Genomic DNA, 24,682 nt, shown 5'->3' with positions numbered 1-24,682 from the left:
CGCTGCGGGGGTCTTTTTTATTGCTGCCGTTAAGCAGAAAATGAAGGAGATCTATCTTTCAAAACCGCCTGTGGACTGCTGCGGCGATGGGGAGCCATAACAAACCCAGACAGATTCTTTCAATCGTCTCTACGCTCAACTGGCCTCCCCGACGAGCAGTGGTTTGGATTGTGGAGTACGATATTCCGCATTTCTTTGCCAACACACACAGATTCATATCACGCGCTTGCATCAAATCCTGAACACGCTTGATCGTATCCACGAAAACTCCTCCCATCTTTTTAGTTCAAAACTTTTCCAACAACCTCGAATCTTTGCTCTGGAGATATAAGGATCGGCGAATATTTGGTGTTAAGAGAAACCAAAACCGGTTGGTTATGCACCACGCCATAGCTGTCGGTAAAGAACTCTGCTTGGGACTTATCTGGGGTATCGTCCCATATTTTGAACCGCTCCACTATACATTGCAGGATATGGAACAGCATCCCAAATACATCCAAGACTTCTACCAGCATGAGTTGGATCGTGGCCTTACGGCAAACGCCGTCATTCACTATCACGCCAACATCCGCAAATGCTTACAGTATGCTTTTCAAATCGGCATGATCCGTTCCAACCCGGCAGATCGCGTTGAACGTCCTCGTAAGGAAAAGTTCAAGTCGGAGATTTACAGCGGTGAAGAACTGGAGCAGCTTTTCAAGGTGATTCAAGGTGACCCTTCGGAGTTTGGCGTCATCATGGCTGCGTTCTACGGGCTGCGGCGCAGTGAAATTGTCGGTTTGAAATGGGATGCCATTGACTTTGAGAACAAGAAAATCAGCATTCAGCATACGGTTGTGACCGCAAAGGTCAACGGAACGGTAACGGAAATCGCACGAGATAAGGTGTCCTCGGCGAATGCAATCGTCAGTATCTTCCCAGAAAACACCAAAGTATAAGAAACTGAGCAGAAAAAGAAAAGCAGCCCAAAACCTTTCGATTTCGAGCTGCTTGCAATGCCGGTGGTGGGGGTCGAACCCACACGTGTTATTAGCACAAGGGATTTTGAGTTTTTATCCGCATCTTCCATCTGGTGTCATCCAGTGATATCTAGTGATATCTGGTTCCCACTGTGCAAAGGCAAAATTCACGCCTCAACGAACAATAATTTGAAATATCCACGATTTTTCGATGCGTTTTTCCTCTACTCTGTTTTTTCGGTTTGGACCACCCAAATGGAAATTGGAGGGATGTTCAGGAGGGATGCAGGGCAAAACGCTCCTCTGCTTAGGCACAAAACGAAAGGAAAGTCAAGGATAATGAATCAAAATCAAGCAAAAGAGTATTATAAAAAATTATTTGTGAACTATCCTGATGTGCTGTCTGTCGAAGAAGCAACAACTTTACTCGGTTTCAAAAGCCAGACTGCCATCATCAGAAGAATCCATCAACATAGAATTCGCTGCCTGAAAGTCGGACGATCTTTCATGATTCCGAAAGAATATCTCATCGACTATCTTTTGGATAGCTAAATTATATAGCCATTATATTACATAGCGCACCACTTTTCAATAAGAAAAGAGTGCGCTTTTTATTTTCAAACGAAAGGCGGTTGATTTTTTGAACACAAGCTGGAGCAAAACGTTGAAAAAGCCACATGACCCTTGACTACTTTTACGGACAAGCCGGAGAACTGTTTTCGTTCTACCGCATTCCCAAGGCTCTTTTTCAGGAGCCACGGTTCCAGAGTCTGTCCACCGATGCAAAAACCCTGTACGGCATCCTGCTGGACCGCATGAGCCTGTCTGTGAAAAACGGCTGGCTGGACGAGCAGAACCGGGTGTTCATTATCTTCACGATAGAGGATGTCAAGAGGGCGTTGTGTTGCGCAGACAACAAAGCGACCAAGCTGCTCCGGGAACTCGAAAAGTTTGGTCTGATTGAACGAAAACGCAGAGGTCTGGGAAAGCCAAGTTTGGTGTATGTGAAGAACTTTTCGGCAGAATCGTCAAAATCAATATTCCAAAATCGTGATTTTCACGATTCTGGAGGCTTCAAAAACGCAAGTCAAGACCCTTCAAAATCACGATGTAATAAGACTAAAGAGAATGATACTGAAATGAGTGAGACTGATCCATTCTATTCTGAAGAAGCGGATGGGATGAGCAAACGCACCCAACTGGAAGAATATTTTTCTCAGTCTTTGGAGATAGACCTTTTGCTCCGGCTCTGCCCGGATGACGAGGACATTATCTACCAGATCGTAGACTTGCTGGTGGACACCTGCGCTACCAACCGTAAGCTGCTGCACATTGCTGGGGACGATAAGCCCGCCGAGGTGGTATGCAGTCGGTTTATGAAGTTGAACGCCGACCACATCCGCTTTGTGCTGAAGTGCCTTGCAGAGAACAGCAGCCCGATCCGAAACATGAAACAATACCTGCTCGCTTCTCTGTACAACGCACCCACCACGATGCAACTTTCCTACCAGAACCAAACCAACCACGACTTAGCGATGCGGAGGTGATGAAAATTTCAAAGAAAGCAACCACAATAGCCATCGTCAACCAGAAAGGCGGCACCGGCAAGACCACCACCTGTGAAAATCTGGGCATCGGGCTGGCGATGGAGGGCAAAAAAGTCCTACTGGTGGACGCTGACCCGCAGGGCAGCTTGACCATCAGCATGGGCTGGCAGCAGCCCGATGAACTGCCCACCACCCTTTCCACCCTGATGGCAAAAGCCATGGACGATCAGAGTATTCCGCCCGGTGAAGGCATCCTGCACCATGCAGAGGGCGTTGACCTGATCCCTGCTAACATCGAACTGGCAGGGCTGGAAGTGTCTCTCGTCAACTGCATGAACCGGGAAAAGATGTTGAAACAGGTGCTGGACAGTGCCAAGCGGGAGTACGATTTTATTCTGCTGGACTGCACTCCTTCCCTTGGGATGCTGACCGTCAATGCCTTGGCAGCGGCAGACACCACCCTGATTCCCGTGCAGGCGCAGTATCTGTCCGCAAAAGGTCTGGAACAGCTTTTACAGACGGTGCAGAAGGTCCGGCGGCAGATCAACCCGAAATTGAAAATCGAGGGCATCCTGCTGACCATGACAGACAGCCGCACCAACTACGGACAGCAGATCGACAACCTGATTCGGGGTGCTTACGGCAGCAAGATCAAGGTGTTCGACCAGACCATTCCCCGGTCTGTCCGTGCTGCGGAAATCAGTGCAGTGGGCAAAAGCATTTTCCAGCACGACCCCAAAGGTAAGGTGGCAGAAGCCTACCAATCTCTGACGAAGGAGGTGCTGGCGAATGCCGAAAAGCAGCTTAAGCGTGTCGCTGAAAGGGGCAGATGACATTTTCTCCACGGAAGAATCCCGACAGGAACAGCAGCGGGAGCAGGTGCAGCAGATTCCCATTGGAGAACTGTTCCCCTTCAAAGACCATCCCTTTAAGGTCTTGGATGACGAGTCCATGCAGCGCACCGTAGAAAGCGTAGAGCAGTACGGCGTGTTGTCTCCGCTGATCGCCCGCCCACGCCCGGAGGGTGGCTATGAAATCATCTCCGGGCACCGTCGGAAACACGCCGCAGAGCTTGCAAATCTGGACACCGTGCCTGTCATTGTGCGAAATATGGAGGATGATGCCGCCACGATATTGATGGTCGATTCCAATTTGCAGAGAGAACACATCCTGCCCAGCGAGCGGGCATTTGCGTACAAGATGAAGCTGGATGCAATAAAAAATCAAGGTGCTAGGTCAGATTTAACTTCGTCCCAAGTTGGGACGAAGTTGAGAGCCGATGAAAAAGTAGCAAAAGATTCAGGCGAAAGTCGCAATCAAGTCCAGCGTTTTGTGCGCCTGACGAACCTTGTCCCTGAATTGCTCGACATGGTGGACGAGAAAAAAATCTCTTTTAACCCTGCGGTAGAACTGTCCTATCTGGACGAAAAACAGCAACAGGATTTTTTAGAAGCAATGGATGCTTCCCAGAACGCACCATCTCTTTCACAAGCCATTCGGATAAAAAAGCTGGCGCAGCAGGGTGAGTTTGACTATGATGCAGTCTACAACATTATGAATGAGGAAAAGAAAAGCGAACTGGACACCGTGACCATCAAAAACGAAACCCTGCGGAAATACTTTCCACGCAATTACACGCCCCGGCAGATGGAAAGCATCATCATCAAGCTGCTCGACCAGTGGCAACTAAAAAAGCAACAGGCAAAACAGAAGAAGCAGGAAGAAGCGCGCTGATCGCAGACTGAACCAAAAGACCCAGTTCCGGGTCTTTTATTTTTGCAAAAATTTTGGAGGAAACGTCTATGAACTTTACTACCACTCACATCCGTTCCGAGAAAGTCACCATTGATACTCGCATCTACACGATTCTGAACGGCAGAAAAAAGCCTGGTGAAGTCTATCTCGCTGCCATTGCCCCGGATATGGAGCTGACCATCATCACGCTGGACGAGGCTCCCGGCATCCTGCCCTGCTTTGAGGAGGATGATGCCTGCCTGAACCTTCCCAACACCTCGCTGCTGCTCTGCTACAACCCGGCGCAGGTGCTGAAGATGGGCGGAAAGCACTACCTGACCGGCCCGGTGATTCTTGTTCGCACCAACATGGATGGCGAGGTCATCTCGCTGACCATTGATGAGGTCTACCTGTTCCAGAAGTATCTGGCAAGCCACAGCATCACCCTGATGGCAGATGACCAGAAGTTGCCCTGCATCTGCATGGAGTGAGGTGTGCCATGCTGAACTTTTTTATCGGTTTCGCATTTTTTGAAGCCGGCGCTTTTTTCGGCTTCTTCGTGGCAGCTCTGTTGAACGCCGCCCATGCCGGGCAGGAGATTTCTATCAAATTCGAGGAGGACGATAATGGAACAGAACGAGAACACCTTGTCGGTGCTGAAAATTGCGCCGGGACAGCAACCGCAGCAGGTCGAGATTGACAACGACCTGAAAGCCTTGCAGCAGGCTGTGGGCGGCTCGATTGATGCTGTTTACCCCTTTGCAGACCCGGTGGCTATCATCTGCCATGACGACGGCAAGCTCATGGGACTGCCGTTGAACCGTGCCCTGCGGGACGAGGACGGGCAGATGTACGATGCCGTTGCCGGGACCTTTCTGGTGGTGGGACTGGGCGAGGAGGATTTTGCATCCCTGACCCCGGAACTGGCACAGAAGTACGAGCAGCTTTTCCATCAGCCGGAAGCCTTTCTGAAACTGGGCAACCGCCTGCTGGTGCTGCCGGTGCCCGATGAACCTCCGGCAGAAAAGTCTCGCACCAAGCCTACGGCAGAGCATGACCGCTAAAAGCATCCTGTTGCGTGGGAGGTGACGGCAGTGCAGGAAGAAATCGAACAGAAATCATTCAACATTATGATCTCCACCACAAAGCTGTCCGCCCGGACCGTCCTGCGGGCAGTAAAAGCGGCGTTTCGGCTGTACCAGTCCAAAGCATCCCAAGGTAAGCAAAGCATCCGCACCCTTCTGCGGCAAAACCGGGGTGTGTCCAGCGTGGAGATCAGCAAGACCGGCATCCGTGGGCTGGAACGCTATGCCAAAAAGTACGGCATCGACTATGCTATCCGCAAGGACAATTCCGAGGTGCCGCCCCGGTATCTGGTCTTTTTCAAAGCCCCGGACGCAGAAGCCTTCCATTCGGCGTTCAAGGAATATTCGGCATCCCTGCTCAACAAGGACAAACGCCCCTCGGTGCTGGCAAAACTGCATAAACTGGTGCAGGCGGCGGCAGAACTCCCCGGCAAAGTCCGGCATAAGGAACAGGAGCGTGGACTGTGACCACGAAAAAGCTGACAAAGCTGCTGGCACTGTATCTGCCCTATATTTTGCTGGGGCTGGTGGCAACCAACATTGGCGAAGCGTGGCGGCTTGCCGAGGGCAAAGAGCTGGGGGATAAGATCATGGCGATGATGGGCACCGTTCCGGTGGCGTTTGCGAACCCGCTGCCCAGCTTGCATCCGCTCGATTTGCTGGTGGGCTTGTGCTGCGGTGCAGGGTTACGGCTGGCGGTCTATTTGCGTGGAAAAAACGCCAAGAAGTACCGCCACGGCATGGAGTACGGCTCTGCCCGGTGGAGTGCATAATTTTAAGTGTAAATGACACATACATGGACGCACAGGAGGTTATGCACATGACTGATTATAGCAAAATTACAGCCCTTTACTCCCGCCTTTCCGTGGGCGACGAGGACAGGGACGGCGGCGAGAGCAACAGCATACAGAACCAAAAAATATTTTTGGAGAACTATGCCAGAGGGCAGCACCTAACCAATATCCGGCACTACATCGACGATGACGAAAGCGGCAGGTTTTTTGACCGTTCTGCCTACTCCCGCATGATGGACGATGTGGAAAACGGGAAAATCGGTGTCTGCATTATGAAAGACCTTACCCGCTGGGGGCGTGACTATCTCCAAGTCGGCAACGCGATGGAGATATTCAGACGGAACAATGTGCGCTTTATCGCGGTCAACAACGGCATTGACAGCGAGAAGCCCGACACATTGGAGTTTGCGCCCTTTATCAATATCATGTCGGAGTGGTATGCAAAGGACATCAGCAAGAAAGTGAAAACGGGCATTAAGACCAAAGGCATGAGTGGAAAGCCGATTGTCACCGAAGCCCCTTACGGCTATGTCAAAGACCCGGACAACAAGGATTTTTGGATAATCGACGAGGAAGCCGCCGAGGTTGTCCGTTTGATTTTCCGTCTGTTTATCGGCGGGAAGAACCGCAACCAAATCGCCGTACATCTGACACAGGAGCAAATCCCAACCCCCACTTTCTACATGAAAGACCGAGGGCGGGGAACCTGTAAAAATAAGACGCTCAACGAGGATAACCGCTGCAAGTGGAACAAAGTCACCTTGACCAATATCCTCACACGGCAGGAGTATTGCGGCGATGTGGTCAACTTCAAGACTACAAAGCATTTCCGGGATAAACATAACCACTATGTAGACCGGAGCCAATGGCACATCACAGAAAATGTGCATGAGCCGATTATCAGCCGCAGCGATTTTGAAACCGTACAGCGGATTTTGGAAAACGCACCCGTCAGACGCCCCAACGGGGACGGGGAAATCCACCCTCTGTCCGGCTTACTTTTCTGTAAGGACTGCGGCGCAAAAATGCACATTCGTATTGATTACCGGAACGGCGGCAAGCGGCACGTTGCTTTTTGCAGCGAGTACCACAAGGGAAAAGCCAAGAACCCCAAATGCAATTCCCCGCACATCATGGACGCGGACTTGCTCATGCAGACCATCGCAGAAGTACTGAAGAAAATCGAGGACTATTCTATCAGCAACCGGGCGGAGTTTGAAGCCTTAGTGAAAAAGAACCTTGCCATGCAGCAGACCGACCAGACCAAAAAGCAGCAGAAGCGTATCCCGCAAATCACGACGCGCCTTGAACAGATTGACAAGGTGCTGAACAAGCTCTATGAGGACAACGCCCTCGGCACGATCCCGCAAGACCGTTATGAGCAGATGTCGCAGAAGTATTCGGAAGAATACTACACGCTGAAAGCGGAGCTTGCCACGCTCCAAGAGCAGCTGTCCGCTTATGAGAACGCGGGAGGACGGGCGCAGAAGTTTTTGAAGCTGACGGAACGCCATGCTGCCTTTACCGAGCTTACCCCCGCCATTCTAAACGAGTTTATCAGCCGGATTGAAGTGCATGAGCGCGACCAGAAAAGGGCGAGATACGCAATCCAGCACATCAGCATATATTTCAATTATATCGGCAAGTTTGAGAATGAAGTGACACAGCTTGCAGAGCCGACCGAGCAGGAAATCCGGCAAATGCGGGAGGAAATCGAAGAAGCCAAAAAGGAAAAGAGCCGCGCCTACCACCGGCAGTATTCAAGGGAGTACCGGGCGAGAAACCTTGAAAAGCAGCGGGAGTATGACCGTATCAAGGCGCGGGAATACCGGGCAAGGAGAAAGGCGCAGGCAGCCGCCGCACAGCCCACACAGTAAAACAGAATAACCATCAACCAAGAGGGATTTTCCGAACTACGGGAAATCCCTCTTTTGCGCCCAAAGAAAGGAGCCGCCTATGGCAGAACAGACCCCCGACAGTATCATCACGACCCAGAGGAACGGGCAGACCATTGTTGCGGAGTTGTTTTTCAATCACAGCAGCACAGAAACATTCCGCGACAAGCTGCTCAAACTGGTACTTGCCGACAGCTCGCGTTTATCCGCGTCTGACGGTCAAGAGCCGGAAAAAACAGAAATCTTGCGATAACAGCCGCCCTAGCGAACCATTCCCCGTCCGGGCGGTTTCTATTTGAAAATCCTCATTTCCCCCAAGTCAAGAGCCGGGAAAAACACCCGAAAAATGCCCCTACTGCGTAACAGGGGCGCAGAAAGGAGAGTTTATGAGAACAGGGCTTACGAAGCAGGAAAAGACCACCGACATTTGGTTTGACGAGAAAGACCCCCTTATCCATATCCGCACCCACAACACCGCCTTGAAGAAGCGTCTGCTTGCATACAGCCGCCGTTATCCGGCGATCTGCCAGCAGACCGACGCAGACCCGGAAACGGGCTGCATGGAGTTTGATATTGAGAAAGGCCGCTTCTCTTTCCGTCTGACCGCCCCATACAGTGAGGAACGGCGGGAAGCAGCGCGGCAGTTTGCCAAGGAAAACAATGCCGCCAGCAGACTGAAATGAGGTGGATTTGTTCATAATCCTGTGCTATACTTCTCTTGAAAAAAGAACAACAAATCGAAATTTTGAGGAGGTTTACTATGATATATAAGTTTACGGAAGTATTAAACGATCTTGTTAATTATTTTATTCTTGGTGACATTTTACTACTGGAAAGTTGGAAAAGAGCCAATAATCTTTCAGACGATTTGGCAACGGAATTTACCACAAATGAAAGTGGGGATAGGGCTTTTAGTGAAGGTATTGTTATCCCCATGAGTGGCATTGAAAACTATCCTTATACCGTATTGTTTAATCTCTCTGGTGATAAACCGGAGTTGTGCAAAGGGGAAAGCCGATTGCAGTTTAGAAGGAGTGGTTATTCCCTCAAAGTGGATAATAATATGCTTATGCTTTTTACATGGCACATATTAAAACAGTTTACTCCCGAAAAAGTGAAAACTCTAATTTCTTATTACAGACAGAATAAAAAGCCAATTGTCGAACTTGCAAATGGCTGGTATCATATCGAGATTTTGGGTGGAGAAACCTTGCAGGACGGGGACTATGAGCCTACATTTGAATTTGTGATACAACCAATAGAAAATGAAGAAAAAGCCGCAAATGCTGATATGAATTTAAGCTTTGAAATTATAAGTTCTGCTTATTAAAACTAAATATATTATCCACAAGGGCAGCCGAGAAAATCGACTGCCCTTTTTCCATGCCTACGGGCAGAAAGGAGCGACCAGCTATGACGAAACCGAGGGAGAAAACCCGTGAGGAATTGACCGCCGAGATTGAGGAAGGCAAGAAGAAAATCCGGCAGTTTGAAAACCGGGAGAAAATCATCAAGCAGAAGCTATCCGTCGAGGAACGCAAGGCGAGAAACCACAGGCTTTGTAAGCGCGGCGGCTTCATGGAGAGCCTTGTGCCGGAGCTGATTGCCATGCCGGACGAGGACGCGAAAGCCTTTTTACGGCTTGCCTTGATGAGCGAGCCAGCACAGGAGTTTTTGAAAAAACGAGCCGGGGACGGGAATGCGGAGTAATCCCTTTGGAACAAAGGGCGCACTTATACACCCTTGCGGGCGTGTGCGCTCTGCCGAGGGCTCATCTCCGCACAGGGAACTTTCCCCGCGCTCCGATATGGCGACTTTGCCGCAACAAGGGGCTGCACCCCTTGCGCCGCTTACGCGGCTATCCCTGCACACCCACAAAAACAGTACACCCGCCGTTGGTGTCTGTACCATTTTTGCGGGTTTTATTATCCTATCCGGGAGGTGATACCCATAGCCATTTACCATTGGAACATCGGTATTGTGAGCCGAGGAAAAGGCAAATCAGCCGTTGCCGCAGCCGCCTACCGAAGCGGCGAAAAGCTGACAAACGAGTGGGACGGAATGACCCACGACTACACCCGCAAAGGCGGCGTTGTCCATACAGAAATCATGCTGCCGCCCCATGCCCCACCCTCATTCTCTGACCGTTCAACCTTGTGGAACAGCGTGGAGCTTTACGAGAAAGCCGGGAACGCCCAGCTTGCCAGAGAGATTGACGCGGCGCTCCCCATAGAATTATCCAGAGAGGAACAGATCCGGCTTGTCCGGGAATACTGTTCCTCTCAATTTGTTTCCAGAGGAATGTGTGTGGATTTTGTTATCCACGACACCAACAGCGGCAACCCCCATTGTCATATCATGCTGACTATGCGCCCCCTTGACGAGCGCGGCACATGGACAGCGAAATCCAAAAAGGAATATGACCTTGATGAAAACGGCGAGCGTATCCGCTTGCCAAGTGGCAGATACAAGACGCACAAAATTGACCTTACAGGCTGGAACGACAAGGACAACACCCTCTTGTGGCGCAGGGCATGGGCTGACTATACCAACGACTTTTTGGAGAGGAACGGAAGCCCGGAGCGTATCGACCACCGCAGCAACGCCGAGCGCGGCATAGACGAGATACCCACCGTCCACATGGGCGTGGCTGCTTGCCAGATGGAGAAGAAAGGTATCGCCACCGAGAAAGGCGAACTGAACCGAAATATCCAAAAGGCAAACCGCCTTATCCGGGAAATCCGGGCGCAGATTGGGAAGCTCAAAGAGTGGATTGCCGACCTGTTCAAAGCGCGGGAAACCGCCCCGGAGCAGCCGCCGCAATCTCCCAGCCTTGCAAATCTGCTGATGAAATATTTGAGCGTTCAGAGAGAAAAGAGCCGGAAGTATTCGCAGCGTTGGCAACAGCAGCACGCAACCGATGAATTGAAAACCATAGCGGCAGCGGTCAACTATCTCTCAGAGCATGGTATCTCTAATCTTGACGAGCTGGACGCTTCTCTTTCCTCTGTCAGTGATAGAGCCTATTCAATCCGGGAGGGAATGAAAACCGCCGAGGAACGCATGAAGAAGCTGCAAAAGCTAATTGAATACGGGAAGAACTATACAGAGTACAAGCCCATTCACGATGAGTTGAAAAAGCTGCAAAACGGCTGGACAAACAAGCGCGACAAGTACGAGGAAGCCCACCGCGCCGAGCTGACCCTATGGAACGCAGCAAGCCGCTATCTCCATGCAAATCTGCCTAAAGGAACAAAGACCTTACCTGTTGCGGAATGGGAACAGGAATATGCTGACCTCAAAACACAGAGGGACAGCGATTATACCAAACTGAAAGATACCCGCGCCGAGGTTGCCGAGCTTCAAAAAATCCGCAGGTGCGTGGATATTGCACTCCGCGCCGACCAGCCGGAGCAGACACAGAACCGCGCCAAACGGCATGATATAGACCGCTGAAAGGAGTTGAACTTTTATGTACTACACCCAAGAACAGATAGACCGCGCCAACCAAGCCGACATTGTTTCTTTCCTGCAATCACAGGGAGAGCAGCTTACTCGCGCTGGGAATGAATACCGCTGGAAACGGCACGACAGCTTGACTATCCGGGGAAACAAATGGTACAGGCACAGCCAGAGCAAGGGCGGCGCACCCATTGATTTTGTCATGGAGTTTTTCGGCAAGAGCTTCACCGAAGCCGTTGAACTGCTGACAGGCGAAAAAGGCACAGCCCCGCCGCCGGACAGACCAAGCCCCGCGCCCCTCTCTGACTTCCGACTGCCACCCCGCAGCACCGACAACCGAACAGCGAGGAACTACCTCACAGCCGCCCGCCGCATTGATGAAGATGTGTCGGGCTTTTTCTTTTCCACCGGGGATATTTACGAGGAAGCCGCCCACCATAACGCCGTATTCGTCGGCAGAGATGAAAGCGGCATACCGCGATACGCCCACCAGCGCGGCACAGCCGGGAGCTTCCGGCTTGATGTGAAAGGCAGCGACAAAGCCTTTAACTTCTGCTACCGGGGCGAGGGCAAAAGGCTTTTTGTCTTTGAAGCCCCGATAGACCTCTTATCTTTCCTCTGCCTGTTCAAAAAGGGCTGGCAGAAGCAGAGCTATTTATCGTTGGGCGGCGTAGGCGAGAAAGCCCTCTTACGCTTCCTCTCTGACCGTCCAGACATTCAGACCGTCTATCTCTGCCTTGATAGCGACCAAGCCGGAAACGACGCTTGCAGCCGCCTTGTGGAGCTTATGCCGGAGGGCTTGACCGTCCACCGCCTTATCCCTCTTTTCAAAGACTGGAATGAGGTACAGACGCGCAGGGCAGAAATCACAGACGGGAAGTATTTGCGGGAAGCAATCTACGGCTTGAAAGAGCCGCCGCAGGAAGAAACCGTTGAGATTATCCGCATGAGCGAGGTTGACACACAGACCGTTGAATGGCTATGGAAGCCGTATATTCCCTTTGGGAAAGTAACCATTGTGCAGGGCAATCCCGGCGAGGGCAAGACCACTTTTGCCCTACGCCTTGCCGCCGCCTGCACCACCGGGGGAACGCTGCCGGGAATGAAGCCCTTGCCGCCATTCCAAGTAATTTACCAGACCGCCGAGGACGGGCTGGGCGATACCGTCAAGCCACGCTTGATAGAAGCCGCCGCAGACCTTGACCGGGTGCTTGTGATTGATGAAGCCAAGCGGGAGCTTACCCTCTCCGATGAGCGCATAGAAAAGGCAATCACGCAGAACGGGGCGCGGCTGATTATTCTTGACCCCATACAGGCGTATGTGGGCGAGAAAACCGACATGAACAAGGCAAACGAGATACGCCCCATTTTTCGCCGCCTTGCCGATGTTGCGGAGCGTACCGGGTGCGCCGTTGTGCTTATCGGACACTTAAACAAATCAGCCGGAGGGCAGAGCGCATACCGGGGATTAGGTTCTATCGACTTCCGCGCCGCAGCAAGGAGCGTCCTGCTGATCGGGCGCGTGAAGCGAGAACCGAATGTGCGCGTTATCGTCCATGACAAATCTTCCCTTGCGCCGGAGGGCAAGCCTGTTGCCTTTTGCCTTGACCCGGAAACGGGCTTTTCATGGATAGGCGAATACGACATCACCGCCGACGAGCTGCTGTCCGGCGCGGGCGGCAACAACGCCACCAAAACCGAACAGGCTGAAAGGCTGATACTTGACCTGCTTGCAGACGGGAAAGAGCTTGCCAGCGAGGACATTGTAAAGGCCGCAGCCGAAGCCGGAATATCCGAGAGGACGGTACAGAACGCCAAGCGCAACATGGGCGGCATTTTAGGCGCAAGGCGTGTCGGCGGTCAATGGTACAACTTCATCAAGAAGAAGCAGCCACCCGAGCCCGCAAGCTGAAAGTGCAAAACGCAGACCCTTTGCACTTTGCACTTTCGCACTTTCACGATAATTTGCGTCAATAACTCAAAAAAGCACTTGACAAAACGCTTCATGGGGCACCGCCAAGGATATTGAGCCGTTCATGGCACCCAAGTTTGCAGACAACATCATCCTGACCAAAACGGAACGGCTGATGATGTCCAACCGCCCACCGGACCCCAAAAACGCCCGGAACAAAAATGTGCTGGTGGTGGGAGGCTCCGGCAGCGGCAAGACGAGATTTTGGCTTAAACCCAACCTTTTACAATGTCATAGTTCCTATGTGGTCACTGACCCGAAAGGTAGTATCGTGGTCGAGTGCGGGAACGCACTTCTGAAAAACGGTTACAAGCTGAAAATCCTGAACACCATCAACTTCAAAAAGTCCATGCACTATAACCCCTTCGCCTATGTCCACAGCGAAAAGGACATTCTCAAACTGGTCACAACCCTGATGACCAACACCAAAGGCGAAGGGTCCGGTGGGGACCCATTTTGGGAGAAAAGCGAACGTCTTTTGCTCACTGCCCTGATCGCCTATCTGCATTATGAAGCCCCGGTGGAGGAGCAAAATTTCGCCACCCTGCTGGAAATGCTCAACACCATGCAGGTGCTGGAGGATGACGAGGAATATCAGAACCCGGTGGATCTGCTGTTTGAAGAACTGGCGAAAAAGAAGCCCAATTCCTTTGCCGGGCGGCAGTACAAACTTTACAAGCTGGCTGCCGGCAAGACCGCAAAATCCATCCTCATTTCCTGTGGTGCCAGATTAGCCCCCTTCGACATCCAAGAGCTGCGTGACCTCACTATGTACGATGAGCTGCAACTGGACACGCTGGGCGATAAGAAAACGGCATTGTTCCTCATCATGAGCGATACGGACAGCACCTTCAACTTCCTCATCAGCATGGTCTACACCCAGCTTTTCAATCTGCTGTGCGACAAGGCAGATGATGTATACGGCGGCAAGCTGCCCGTTCATGTACGGTGTCTCATCGACGAGTGCGCCAACATCGGGCAGATTCCCAATCTGGAAAAGCTGGTGGCCACCATCCGCAGCCGTGAGATCTCCGCCTGCCTTGTTTTGCAGGCGAGAAGCCAGTTGAAAGCCATTTACAAGGATAACGCGGATACCATTGTGGGCAACATGGACAGCCAGATTTTCCTCGGCGGCAGTGAGCCGACCACCCTGAAAGACTTGTCCGAGATGCTGGGCAAGGAGACCATCGACGCCTTCAACACCTCAGACACCCGTGGCAATAGCCCCAGTTACGGCACTACGTTCCAAAAGATGGGCCACGAATTGTTGAGCCGGGACGAGCTGGCGGTGCTGGACGGCGGCAAGTGTATTTTGCAGTTGCGTGGCGTCAGACCGTTTTTGAGCGACAAGTACGACCTGACCCAGCACCCTAACTACAAGCTGACCTCGGACTACGACCCCAAAAACACCTTCGATATTGAAAAATATCTGAACCGCAAAGAAAAAATCCAACCCGGAGATGAGTTCATCGTGGTGGATGCTGATTCGCTCCCGTCTGCCTGACCCGGTAGGCGGTTTTATTTTTATCCCGGTCAGAAAGGTGCACCAGAAAATCAGCCTTGCTGCGGTTATGCAACGTAAAACTACAAGATTTCGGGTGTGTACAAACGACCGGAAACGCTTTATAATAAAGGAGAAAAGACTATGGAATTCTTCAACTCTGCTATCGAAGTTCTTCAGACTCTGGTTGTCGCTCTGGGTGCCGGTCTCGGCGTTTGGGGTGCCATCAACCTGCTGGAAGGTTATGGTAACGACAACCCCGGCAGCAAGAGTCAGGGCATGAAGCAGCTCATGGCTGGCGGCGGCGTTGCTCTGGTGGGCATTACCCTGATTCCCCTGCTGAGCGGTCTGTTCGGTTAAGAACAGCGGGCGGCGATTGCCGCCCGGTACATATTTATAATAAGGAAAGCCATAGTAACGATCTCACATAGAGAAGGTGAAGCAGATGAGCGAGATTTTATTGTATCATGGCAGTAAAGAAGAAGTTGTCTATCCCGAAATCCGCATCACACGGTATACAAAGGACTTTTCTTGGGGATTCTACTGCACGAACAGCTATCAACAAGCCTACCGCTGGGCAGACCGCCGTTCTGCCGATGGTATTGTGAACGTCTATCGCTATGTAGAGAATCCTGACCTGAAAATCCTGCGTTTCCCTGAAATGTCGGACGAATGGCTGGATTTCATTGCAAAATGTCGTGCAGGCGAAACCCATCCCTATGATATTGTGGAGGGTCCCATGGCAGATGACACCATCTGGGACTATGTCAATGGATTTACGTCCGGGCAGATCAGCCGTGAAGCATTTTGGGCATTGGCGAAGTTCAAGCATCCAACACACCAGATCAGCTTTCATACCGTAAACGCTTTGCACTGCCTGACCTTTGAGAGGAGTGAATCCATCCATGACCGAAAAGCAGAAAAATGATGTTCTCTACGTTTGCAGCCTGATCGAGACCATCGCCCGTAAGACCAAAAATCATCGGCAGGATGTGATTCGTCACTTCACAAAAGCCGGCATCGAACGGCAGCTCCGGCTGGCAGAAGTAAACCACTGTCTGTCCTTTGAGCAGGTTTCAGATGAGCTGATTGAAGATCTCAACATCCCGGATGGGGATTTTGATACTGCTGCGGAGTGCCGCTATACGGTCCCTTCTGCAACCTCCATCGGAATGCTGTATCAGGGGCTGGTGCTGTCCACCATGAAAGATGAAGATGCTGCACAGGCAATTCTGGATGTTTTTTCGTCGTTTATCACGGATGAGATCTCCGATTTCAATTCCAACGTATACTACACCAATCCTGATTATCTCCGCTGCTCCTATCTGGAGGGCAAAATGCTTGCTTGAGAAAGGATTGTTATAATGGCAAAAAATCAACATAATGCAGGGCTTCATTATAGACCTCTCAATCAACTTGGATTATCAAACTTCAATGATTATATAGAAAATCCCATTGATAGTCGTTTTAAGTTTAATCCGCCCCCTCTAAAATGTGGTAAGCTTTTTGGACTTTGCAAAGCTGATCGTCAAAAAGAAAAGCTTCAGAAACATTGCCCGTGGCATCCGCTTCTAAAAATGAAGGCATTCACATTAGAGATCAACGGAGAAGCTGAATACATTTGGTATTGTAAAGAATGCGATTGTTATTATATGAACCCCTTTTGGCGAAATGGAGAAAAACGCATCCTTGATGTTTATCATAAGGTTCCTGTTCGCCGACTTATAAAAACAGCTATATAGCTTTGATTATGATTTGCCGATTGCCGAAAAGCAGTCGGCTTTTTTGTTTCCGTCGAACACTTTTTGTGTTTGCTCATATCATTTCATCTATCATTCATCAATCAAAAATGATAGATGAAATGAGGGCATTGTTCCATACGGCGGCTTGAGCAGCAGCGGAAAGCCCTCTGCAGCTTGCAGTTTTATTAAATGTCCGTGCTCCAAGCCGCGTTTTTATCCACCCATCCATGAAAGGCGGTGCTATTATGCAGTTTTTGACCCACATTATTTTTCTCCTGAATCTCCTCAAGACCCTTATCAACCATTTCAGCTAAGGACGGTGACTGAATGGAAACCGTTCTCAAAGCCATTGCCGACTGGATCAAAGGCATCCTGACGGCAGGCATTATGTCCAATCTCTCCGGCTTGTTTGATGATGTGAACACCCAAGTGGGCAACATCGCACAGCAGGTGGGCACCAAGCCCTCCAGCTTTGAGCCACGGGTGTTCGCCATGATCGAATCGCTGTCCCGGAACGTGGTGCTGCCCATTGCAGGCATCATCCTGACCTTTATCGCCTGTTACGAACTGATCGAGATGATTACCCAGCACAACAATATGGCACAGTTTGAGCCTGCCCTCATCATGCGCTGGATTTTTAAGACTGCTATTTCGGTGTGGCTCATCAGCAATACTTTTGACATCGTGATGGCGGTGTTCGATGTCACCCAAAAGGTGGTATCCGATTCCAGCAGCATCATTGCCGGAAATACCCGTGTCAACGACATTGGCTTGTCCATGCTGCAATCCAGCCTGATGCAGATGGATGTCGGCCCCCTGTTCGGGCTGTTTTTGCAGTCCTTCTTCATCGGCATTACCATGCGCATCCTGTCCATCGTGATTTTCGTCATCGTCTACGGAAGAATGATTGAAATTTACTGCATGGTGAGCCTTGCGCCCATCCCCATGGCGACCTTCGGCAACCACGAGCAGAGCCACATGGGGCAGAACTATCTGAAATGCCTGTTTGCACTGGGTTTTCAGGGCTTTCTCATCCTCATCTGCGTGGCGATTTACGCCGTGCTGATACAGTCGGTAGCGATTTCCGGGGATGCCATCAACTCCATTTGGAGCATTGTGGGCTACACCGTTCTGCTCTGTTTCAGCCTGTTCAAGACCAGCTCGGTGACGAAATCCGTCCTCGGAGCGCACTAAAGGAGGTGTTTGATTGGCTGCGTATATTTCCGTTCCCCGCGATTTGACCAAGGTCAAATCCAAAGTGGCGTTCAACCTGACCAAACGGCAGCTTGTCTGCTTTGGCACAGCGGCTCTCATTGGAGTGCCGCTGTTTTTTGTTCTCCGGGATTCCGGCGGCAACACTGCTGCCACCCTCGGTATGATGGCGGTGATGCTGCCGGCGTTCTTCCTTGGGATGTACGAAAAGAACGGCCAGCCTTTGGAAAAGCTGCTGTCGTACTATGTGCAGTCCCGGTTTGTCCGCCCGAAGATCCGCCCCTACAAGACTAACAATTACTATGCGATTTTGATGAAGGGAGGCATGACCCATGATCCCGTTTTGGAAAAAGACCGGTAAGCACAGCAAGCCGCAGTCTGCGCAGAAGCGCAGGCAGAACGCAAAGCCTGCTATGCCCCGAACCGCCCAGCAGTCCATCCCCATGCAGCGGATGTTTGAGGATGGCACCTGCAGGGTGAAGCCCAACTATTACACTCGTACCATCCAGTATCAGGACATCAACTACCAGCTTGCCCAGCAGGAGGACAAGACCGCCATTTTCGAGGAATGGTGCAGTTTTCTGAATTTTTTCGATTCCAGCATCAAATTTGAGCTGTCCTTTGTGAACATGGCAACCGACAGCACCGAGTTTGAAAAGAGCATCCGCATCCCGTTCCAGAAGGACGGCTTTGACGATGTGCGTGCGGAGTACAGCCAGATGCTGCGCCAGCAGCTTGCCAAGGGCAATAATGGTCTGACCAAGACCAAATTCATCACCTTTGGTGTGGAGGGCGAAAGCATGGCGCAGGTCAAGCCCCGGCTCGACCACATCCAGAATGACCTGCTGAATAATTTTCATCGGCTGGGTGTGCAGGCAAAGCCCCTGAACGGTGCCCAGCGGCTGAAACTCATGCACGATATGTTCAACATGGACGGTGCAAGCAAGTTTCACTTTGACTGGAAAGACCTTGTGAAAAGCGGGCTTTCCGTGAAGGATGCCATTGCGCCTACCGCCTTTGCGTTCAAGAACAGCCGCTCCTTCCAGATGGGAGGTATCTTTTGCGCCGCCAGCTTTCTGAGCATCACGGCATCCGACATCAGCGACCAGCTTTTGAAGGATTTTCTGGATATGGATTCTTCCCAGATCGTTACGATGCACATCCAGTCTGTTGACCAGAACAAAGCCATCAAGACGGTGAAGCGCACCATCACGGAACTGGACCGCAGCAAGATTGAGGAGCAGAAAAAAGCAATCCGTGCCGGGTATGATATTGACATCATCCCGTCCGATTTGGCAACTTACGGACGGGATGCGAAAGCCCTGCTCAAAGAGTTGCAGAGCCAGAACGAGCGGATGTTCCTCGTCACTTTTCTGGTGTTGAACACCGGGCGCACGGAGCAGGAGCTGGAAAACAACGTCTTTCAGGCTAGCTCCATCGCCCAGAAGCACAACTGCAACCTGTGCCGCCTTGATTTCCAGCAGGAGCAGGGCTTGATGAGCAGTCTGCCGCTGGCGGATAACCAGATTGAGATTCAGCGGGGACTGACCACCAGCAGCACTGCCATCTTCATCCCCTTTACCACACAGGAATTGTACCAGTCTGGCAAAGAAAGCCTGTATTACGGCCTGAACGCCCTGTCCAACAACCTTATCATGGTGGACCGGAAGAAGTTGAAGAACCCCAATGGCCTGATTTTGGGTACTCCCGGCTCCGGCAAAAGTTTCTCAGCAAAGCGTGAAATTGCAAACGCCTTTCTGGTGACGGATGATGATATTATTGTGAACGATCCCGAAGGCGAAGTGCGACACGAAGTCGCGTAATATATTGCGTGTAAACGCTACTCTATCCATTTGGAGTAACCCTACTGTGACCTGCACTGGTCAAAAGCCGGCGTTGGGAAGCTCACAGGACAATATGGGAAATCTGCCAGCCTAAAAGCAGACGTACCGTTAGGGTAAAGAATGCTATGTCGAATGTAATGTGAACCATCGTAAGGATCGTTACAGGGAATAGGTGAAATAAGGCTGATACACCTACACCAAAAGGTGTTGGAGGTGGCCGAGGGGCCTTTCGCTACCCCGAAGCAAATGGACACAAATCCTCCCGGTTCAAAGATGGCGGCTAAGGCATTCATGAATTATGCATTACGCGGAACGTGGAAAACCCTATGCACTCCTTTAATAAAGGTATCGACCTCGCAAGAGGGAGAAACGGTGCAGAGGGTATGAGATGGAATAAAAAGCGAACGGTTCACTGCAACGGTGAGCATAGGGGTTCAAAATTTGCCCTGACCTGAAAAGGTGCTGACTTATTCCGGGTATTTCATGGCAAGATTGGAGGTATCCCTGTGAACGATAAGTATTCAACGACGGAAGGTAAAACTTCTGAGAAGCTGTCGGACGAAGCTATGTTGAGTGCCCAATGGAAAAACATTGACTGGCATAAGGCAGAGCAGGAAGTCAACAGGCTACAAATCAGGATTGTCAAGGCAACTCAGCAAAAAAACTACAACGCAGTAAAACGACTTCAGTATCTTCTGACACATTCCTTTTACGCCAAAGCACTGGCTGTTAAGCGTGTCGTTACCAACGATGGGCGCAAGACTCCCGGTGTGGATGGTGTTCTTTGGAACACCCCGGCGAAGAAAATGAAAGCGGTTCTATCGCTGACAGATAAAGGGTATCGTGCGCGTCCTCTCCGTAGAGTGTATATCGAAAAGAAGGACAAGAAGAAAAAGCGTCCATTGGGCATTCCTACAATGTATGACCGCGCAATGCAGGCTCTCTATGCTTTGGCACTGGAGCCGGTGGCGGAAACAACAGCAGATGGGAAATCCTTTGGTTTCCGAAAAGGAAGATGCGCACAGGATGCCTGCGAATATCTGTTCAATGCACTGTCGCGCAAGCACATTTCTCCGAAGTGGGTTTTGGAGGGTGACATCAAAGGTTGTTTCGACCATATCAGCCATGATTGGCTTCTGGCGAACATCCCCATGGACAAGAACATTTTGAAGCAGTTCTTAAAGGCGGGATTTATCTATCAGCGCGAACTCTTTCCTACCGAGGAAGGAACTCCGCAAGGTGGTATTATCTCCCCCATTCTGGCGAACATGACGCTGGATGGTATCGAGAAGAAGCTGGTCGAACGCTTTCACACAAACGCGCTCGGTAAGGTCGATTCAAGATTTAAGAATGCCCACAAAGTAAACTTCGTCCGCTACGCAGACGACTTTGTGGTCACAGCGGCAACACCTGAACTGGCTCTTGAAGCAAAGGAGCTGATTCGAGAGTTTCTCGCTGAACGCGGATTGGAACTTTCTGATGAAAAGACCGTTGTCACCAACATTGACGATGGTTTCGACTTCCTCGGCTGGAACTTCAGAAAGTATAACGAAAAGCTGATTATCAAGCCTTCCCAAAAGGCGGTCAAGGCTATCGTTTCCAATATCTCTGACACGATTCTCCGCAGAGGAAAAGCGTGGCAGCAAGATGTTCTGATTATGAAGTTGAATGAACAAATTCGAGGTTGGACTAATTACCACCAGTCCGTATGCGCAAGTGATGCGTTCGCGCATCTGGACTACGTCCTGTACGAACTGCTGTGGCGATGGGCTAAAAGACGGCACCCAAAGAAGAACAAGTGGTGGATTTCCACGAGATACTGGCATCGTGTCGGTAATCGGAACTGGGTGTTCTCTACGGAAAACAAGGAGCTGATACGGGTGGACAGCACAGCCATTGTGCGACATACCAAGATAAAAGCTACTGCAAATCCGTTCCTCAATGAGGCGTATTTCCAAAAAAGGAAATTCGATAAAGGAATGCACCGGCTGACTGGAAAATTCAAGATGATTTGGAAAAACCAGAACGGGCTGTGCTACCACTGCGGAATGCCGATGGATGTAACGGAAGAAAGAGAGATCTTCTACCTTGCACCAAAAGCAAAGACTGGCGTGAAAGATGTTCGTAATATGCGCTACGTTCATTGCGCCTGTCAGCGAATTTATGCTGAGAACCGCTTGAAAAAGTGATGAAATGCTTGAGCCGTATGATGGGAAACTGTCACGTACGGTTCTTAGGCGGGAAGGCGGTGGTAACACCGCTGACCCAGCCGATTACTCCCCGCTGGTGAATCGGCTGAAAGGTCAGGTCATCAAAATCTCGCCCAACAGCACCCAGTTCATCAATCCGATGGACATCAATGCCAACTACTCCGAGGAAGATAATCCCCTGTCCCTGAAAGCAGACTTTATCCTTTCCCTGTGCGAACTGGTGGTGGGCGGCAAGGAAGGGCTGCTGCCGGTGGAGAAAACCGTCATTGACCGCTGTGTGCATCTGATTTACCGCAAATATTTTGCGGACCCCTGCCCGGAGAATATGCCCATCCTTGAGGACTTGTACAATGCCCTGCTCCAACAGGACGAAAAAGAAGCCCACCATGTTGCCACGGCTCTGGAGATCTACGTCAAGGGCAGTCTGAACCTGTTCAACCACCGCACGAATGTGAACGTCAATAACCGCATCGTCTGCTACGACATCAAGGAGCTGGGCAAGCAGATGAAGAAGCTCGGTATGCTCATTGTGCAGGATCAGGTGTGGGGGCGTGTCACGGCAAACCGCAGCAGCGGCAAGTCCACCCGGTATTATATGGACGAGATGCACCTCCTCTTAAAAGAGGAGCAGACCGCCGCTTATTCCGTGGAAATCTGGAAGCGTTTCCGCAAGTGGGGCGGTATTCCCACAGGGCTGACCCAGAACGTGAAAGACCTGCTTTCTTCCCGTGAAGTCGAGAATATTTTCGAGAACAGCGACATGATCATCATGCTGAATCAGGCGGCAGGAGACCGGCAAATCCTCGCAAAGCAGCTCAATATTTCGCCCCATCAGCTTTCCTACGTGACCCACTCCGGCGAGGGCGAGGGGCTGCTGTTTTTCGGCAATGTCATTCTGCCGTTTGTGGACCGTTTCCCCACCGATCTGGAACTCTACCGCATTATGACCACCAAGTTGGGTGAAGTCTCGGAGGGCGCGCAGAAATGAGTGAACCGAAACTGAACATCAAAGAGGAATCGTCTACCAAAAAGACCCGTTCTCCCCCGAAAAAAGCCAAGGTAGAGCAGACGGTGCCCAAAAAGAAAAAGCTGAAAACCGATGCAGATAAAGCTGCGGAAAAGGCACAGCATCTGCGGTTTGGCAAGGCGGAACTGACCCCGGACGAACTGAGCCGGTTGAGTAAGGCGCAGAAGCGAGAGATGTACGCTGCCCATGCCGCCCGGTCTGCGGCGCATCACGAAGTTGACCAGTACGAGGATGACAATGTGGGCACGCAGGCGCTGAGCGAGGGCGAAAAGGCGGCAGGAAATGTCCGGGATATTTCCAAGAGCCGCTATGCCCGGAAGCTCAAGAGGAAAGCCAAGATGCAGGGCAAGAAGGGTGCCAGAAACGCAAAATCTTCCGTGCAGAAGCCAACTGCGGCACAAGATACAGGCGCATCCGGCACCGGCGAGGGCGGTTCCAACTGGCTTTCCCGATGGCGGCAGAAGCAAGACATCCGGCAGAGCTACTATGCTGCCGCCCGGTCGGGTACGGCGGCGCAGACCGCAGGTGGCAAAGCGGCATCCAACGGTGCATCTGCTGCCCGGTCCGGCGTGGAACAGGCGGTAGAAAAGGGCAAAACTGCCGTCAGCACCGCCGTAAAGGGGCTGGTGAATGCCGCAAAAGGCAACGCACACGTTCTGGTGATTGTGGGCGTTTTTCTTTTGCTCGTCCTCATGGTGATGTCGGGCTTTTCCTCCTGCGGTATCCTCTTTTCGGGCGGCACACAGGTGTCCGGGCAGACCATATACTCTGCCGAGGATCGGGACATCTGGGGTGCAGAGCAGGACTACAAAAAGCTGGAAAAGGAACTGGATAAAAAGATCAAGCGCACCCCCACCGACCACCCCGGCTACAACGAGTACCAGTACCACCTTGACCCCATTGAACACGACCCGTGGCAGCTCACTTCATTCCTGACCACTCTGTATGATGATTACACCCGGTCGGAAGTGCAGGGCAAGCTGAAGGAGACCTTCAAAAAGCAGTACAAGCTGACCACATGGGTGGAGGTGCAGATTCGGTATAAGACGGTCTGGGTCATCAGTCCGGCAGGTATCCCTGTTCCTACCCAAGTGCCGTATGAGTACAAGATTTTCCACACCAAGTTGGTGAACCGTGGCTTGGAGGTGGTCATCCGGGAGGAACTGGACAACGACCAATGGAAACGCTACGAGATCTTTCAGGACACCTTGGGCGGCAGACCGTATCTGTTCAACGGCGGACTGCCGCCCGGTGGCTCCGATGGCTCCGGCACACCCGGTATTGATTATCAGGTTCCGGCAGAAGCCCTGACGGACAGCGAATTTGCCGCCATCTACAAGGAGGCGCAAAAGTATGTGGGTACGCCCTACGTCTGGGGCGGCTCTACCCCGGAAACCGGTTTTGATTGCAGCGGCTATGTCTGCTGGGTGTACAACCAGAACGGCTACGATGTAGGGCGCACTACCGCCAACGGTCTGTGGAACAAGAGCCAGCACATCTCCGAAGCCGATGCAAAGCCCGGTGATCTGGTTTTCTTCAAAGGCACCTATGACACCCCCGGCATGAGCCATACTGGAATCTATCTCGGCAACGGCATGATGGTCAGTGCCGGAGACCCCATCAAGTACGCAAACATTCACTCGTCCTACTGGGAGAAGCATCTCGCCGGGTTCGGACGGCTTTCAAAATGATTGGAGA

General features: G+C 51.4%; 25 protein-coding genes and 4 pseudogenes. 28 read left to right on the top strand and 1 reads right to left on the bottom strand.

The window, feature by feature from the left end; all coding sequences use genetic code 11:
* Nucleotides 1–58 precede the first annotated feature (58 nt).
* Nucleotides 59–232 (bottom strand): helix-turn-helix transcriptional regulator, encoded by a 174-nt coding sequence (locus I5P96_RS04435; protein WP_223383723.1) that lies wholly within the window; start codon nucleotides 230–232, stop codon nucleotides 59–61.
* Between the two features lie 241 nt (nucleotides 233–473).
* On the opposite strand from I5P96_RS04435, the gene I5P96_RS04430 reads away from it, so the two are divergent.
* The 28 genes and pseudogenes from I5P96_RS04430 (at nucleotide 474) to I5P96_RS04295 (ending at nucleotide 24,675) form a co-directional block, all read left to right on the top strand.
* The gene (locus I5P96_RS04430; protein WP_223383328.1) at nucleotides 474–938 is read left to right on the top strand and encodes a tyrosine-type recombinase/integrase; all 465 of its coding nucleotides are present in this window, start codon (nucleotides 474–476) and stop codon (nucleotides 936–938) included.
* Between the two features lie 57 nt (nucleotides 939–995).
* Entirely contained in the window at nucleotides 996–1,511 is a 516-nt protein-coding gene (locus I5P96_RS04425; protein WP_223383326.1) for a helix-turn-helix domain-containing protein, read from the top strand.
* Between the two features lie 125 nt (nucleotides 1,512–1,636).
* Nucleotides 1,637–2,506, top strand: coding sequence for a DUF6017 domain-containing protein (locus tag I5P96_RS04420; RefSeq protein ID WP_120021024.1), 870 nt, complete (start codon nucleotides 1,637–1,639; stop codon nucleotides 2,504–2,506).
* Nucleotides 2,506–3,339, top strand: coding sequence for a ParA family protein (locus I5P96_RS04415; protein WP_117506356.1), 834 nt, complete (start codon nucleotides 2,506–2,508; stop codon nucleotides 3,337–3,339). Before I5P96_RS04420 ends, I5P96_RS04415 begins: the two co-directional genes overlap by 1 nt.
* The gene (locus I5P96_RS04410; RefSeq protein ID WP_117506355.1) at nucleotides 3,296–4,240 is read left to right on the top strand and encodes a ParB/RepB/Spo0J family partition protein; all 945 of its coding nucleotides are present in this window, start codon (nucleotides 3,296–3,298) and stop codon (nucleotides 4,238–4,240) included. Before I5P96_RS04415 ends, I5P96_RS04410 begins: the two co-directional genes overlap by 44 nt.
* A 68-nt stretch (nucleotides 4,241–4,308) precedes the next feature.
* Nucleotides 4,309–4,731, top strand: a complete 423-nt coding sequence (locus tag I5P96_RS04405) for a hypothetical protein (RefSeq protein ID WP_097839639.1) — start codon at nucleotides 4,309–4,311, stop codon at nucleotides 4,729–4,731.
* Nucleotides 4,732–4,739: 8 nt separating this feature from the next.
* On the top strand, nucleotides 4,740–4,940 hold the full coding sequence (locus tag I5P96_RS04400; RefSeq protein ID WP_117475931.1) for a hypothetical protein: 201 nt from the start codon (nucleotides 4,740–4,742) through the stop codon (nucleotides 4,938–4,940).
* Nucleotides 4,867–5,304 (top strand): DUF3846 domain-containing protein, encoded by a 438-nt coding sequence (locus I5P96_RS04395; protein WP_117475930.1) that lies wholly within the window; start codon nucleotides 4,867–4,869, stop codon nucleotides 5,302–5,304. Before I5P96_RS04400 ends, I5P96_RS04395 begins: the two co-directional genes overlap by 74 nt.
* A 30-nt stretch (nucleotides 5,305–5,334) precedes the next feature.
* The gene (locus I5P96_RS04390; RefSeq protein WP_349150798.1) at nucleotides 5,335–5,793 is read left to right on the top strand and encodes a PcfB family protein; all 459 of its coding nucleotides are present in this window, start codon (nucleotides 5,335–5,337) and stop codon (nucleotides 5,791–5,793) included.
* A pseudogene (locus tag I5P96_RS04385) lies at nucleotides 5,790–6,089 on the top strand (conjugal transfer protein TraG); the annotation flags it as partial. The gene I5P96_RS04390 and the pseudogene I5P96_RS04385, both read left to right, overlap by 4 nt.
* Before the next feature lie 32 nt (nucleotides 6,090–6,121).
* Nucleotides 6,122–7,996 carry a recombinase family protein gene (locus tag I5P96_RS04380; RefSeq protein ID WP_118605264.1) on the top strand — a complete coding sequence of 625 codons (1,875 nt, stop codon included), beginning with the start codon at nucleotides 6,122–6,124 and terminating at the stop codon, nucleotides 7,994–7,996.
* Between the two features lie 79 nt (nucleotides 7,997–8,075).
* Nucleotides 8,076–8,267, top strand: a complete 192-nt coding sequence (locus I5P96_RS04375; protein ID WP_006060444.1) for a transposon-encoded TnpW family protein — start codon at nucleotides 8,076–8,078, stop codon at nucleotides 8,265–8,267.
* Nucleotides 8,268–8,400: 133 nt separating this feature from the next.
* Nucleotides 8,401–8,697: a hypothetical protein gene (locus I5P96_RS04370; protein WP_118077997.1), complete on the top strand. Its 297-nt coding sequence runs from the start codon at nucleotides 8,401–8,403 to the stop codon at nucleotides 8,695–8,697.
* 77 nt (nucleotides 8,698–8,774) lie between these two features.
* The gene (locus tag I5P96_RS04365) at nucleotides 8,775–9,344 is read left to right on the top strand and encodes a hypothetical protein (RefSeq protein WP_117534723.1); all 570 of its coding nucleotides are present in this window, start codon (nucleotides 8,775–8,777) and stop codon (nucleotides 9,342–9,344) included.
* Between the two features lie 83 nt (nucleotides 9,345–9,427).
* Nucleotides 9,428–9,724, top strand: a complete 297-nt coding sequence (locus tag I5P96_RS04360) for a DUF3847 domain-containing protein (RefSeq protein WP_117534724.1) — start codon at nucleotides 9,428–9,430, stop codon at nucleotides 9,722–9,724.
* A gap of 231 nt (nucleotides 9,725–9,955) precedes the next feature.
* Nucleotides 9,956–11,470, top strand: a complete 1,515-nt coding sequence (gene mobQ / locus I5P96_RS04355) for a MobQ family relaxase (protein ID WP_223383324.1) — start codon at nucleotides 9,956–9,958, stop codon at nucleotides 11,468–11,470.
* A gap of 16 nt (nucleotides 11,471–11,486) precedes the next feature.
* On the top strand, nucleotides 11,487–13,388 hold the full coding sequence (locus I5P96_RS04350) for an AAA family ATPase (RefSeq protein WP_223383323.1): 1,902 nt from the start codon (nucleotides 11,487–11,489) through the stop codon (nucleotides 13,386–13,388).
* 85 nt (nucleotides 13,389–13,473) lie between these two features.
* Nucleotides 13,474–14,952, top strand: a pseudogene (locus tag I5P96_RS04345) (VirD4-like conjugal transfer protein, CD1115 family); the annotation flags it as partial.
* Nucleotides 14,953–15,093: 141 nt separating this feature from the next.
* The gene (locus I5P96_RS04340; RefSeq protein WP_055186938.1) at nucleotides 15,094–15,309 is read left to right on the top strand and encodes a Maff2 family mobile element protein; all 216 of its coding nucleotides are present in this window, start codon (nucleotides 15,094–15,096) and stop codon (nucleotides 15,307–15,309) included.
* Between the two features lie 85 nt (nucleotides 15,310–15,394).
* A complete protein-coding gene (locus tag I5P96_RS04335) occupies nucleotides 15,395–15,877 on the top strand; it encodes a DUF3990 domain-containing protein (RefSeq protein WP_117477590.1) in 483 nt (160 codons plus the stop codon).
* A complete protein-coding gene (locus tag I5P96_RS04330; RefSeq protein WP_015565208.1) occupies nucleotides 15,855–16,298 on the top strand; it encodes a hypothetical protein in 444 nt (147 codons plus the stop codon). The genes I5P96_RS04335 and I5P96_RS04330 overlap by 23 nt, the downstream gene beginning before the upstream one ends.
* A 15-nt stretch (nucleotides 16,299–16,313) precedes the next feature.
* On the top strand, nucleotides 16,314–16,691 hold the full coding sequence (locus I5P96_RS04325) for a hypothetical protein (RefSeq protein ID WP_133303651.1): 378 nt from the start codon (nucleotides 16,314–16,316) through the stop codon (nucleotides 16,689–16,691).
* Nucleotides 16,692–17,018: 327 nt separating this feature from the next.
* On the top strand, nucleotides 17,019–17,885 hold the full coding sequence (locus I5P96_RS04320; protein ID WP_117506353.1) for a VirB6/TrbL-like conjugal transfer protein, CD1112 family: 867 nt from the start codon (nucleotides 17,019–17,021) through the stop codon (nucleotides 17,883–17,885).
* Between the two features lie 13 nt (nucleotides 17,886–17,898).
* Nucleotides 17,899–18,264, top strand: a complete 366-nt coding sequence (locus I5P96_RS04315) for a PrgI family protein (protein WP_117506352.1) — start codon at nucleotides 17,899–17,901, stop codon at nucleotides 18,262–18,264.
* Nucleotides 18,236–19,705 (top strand): annotated as a pseudogene (locus I5P96_RS04310) (VirB4-like conjugal transfer ATPase, CD1110 family); the annotation flags it as partial. The gene I5P96_RS04315 and the pseudogene I5P96_RS04310, both read left to right, overlap by 29 nt.
* Before the next feature lie 548 nt (nucleotides 19,706–20,253).
* Complete coding sequence (gene ltrA, locus I5P96_RS04305; RefSeq protein ID WP_223383320.1) at nucleotides 20,254–21,936, top strand: group II intron reverse transcriptase/maturase; 1,683 nt, start codon at nucleotides 20,254–20,256, stop codon at nucleotides 21,934–21,936.
* Between the two features lie 73 nt (nucleotides 21,937–22,009).
* A pseudogene (locus tag I5P96_RS04300) lies at nucleotides 22,010–22,945 on the top strand (VirB4-like conjugal transfer ATPase, CD1110 family); the annotation flags it as partial.
* The gene (locus I5P96_RS04295) at nucleotides 22,942–24,675 is read left to right on the top strand and encodes a C40 family peptidase (protein ID WP_117477593.1); all 1,734 of its coding nucleotides are present in this window, start codon (nucleotides 22,942–22,944) and stop codon (nucleotides 24,673–24,675) included. The pseudogene I5P96_RS04300 and the gene I5P96_RS04295, both read left to right, overlap by 4 nt.
* Nucleotides 24,676–24,682: the final 7 nt, after the last annotated feature.

Origin of the sequence: Faecalibacterium prausnitzii (genome assembly GCF_019967995.1) — a bacterium.
Classification (GTDB): Bacteria; Bacillota; Clostridia; order Oscillospirales; family Ruminococcaceae; genus Faecalibacterium; species Faecalibacterium prausnitzii_E.
The sequence above is the reverse complement of the archived record's forward strand: the minus strand, read 5'-3'. Positions and strand labels throughout refer to the sequence as shown.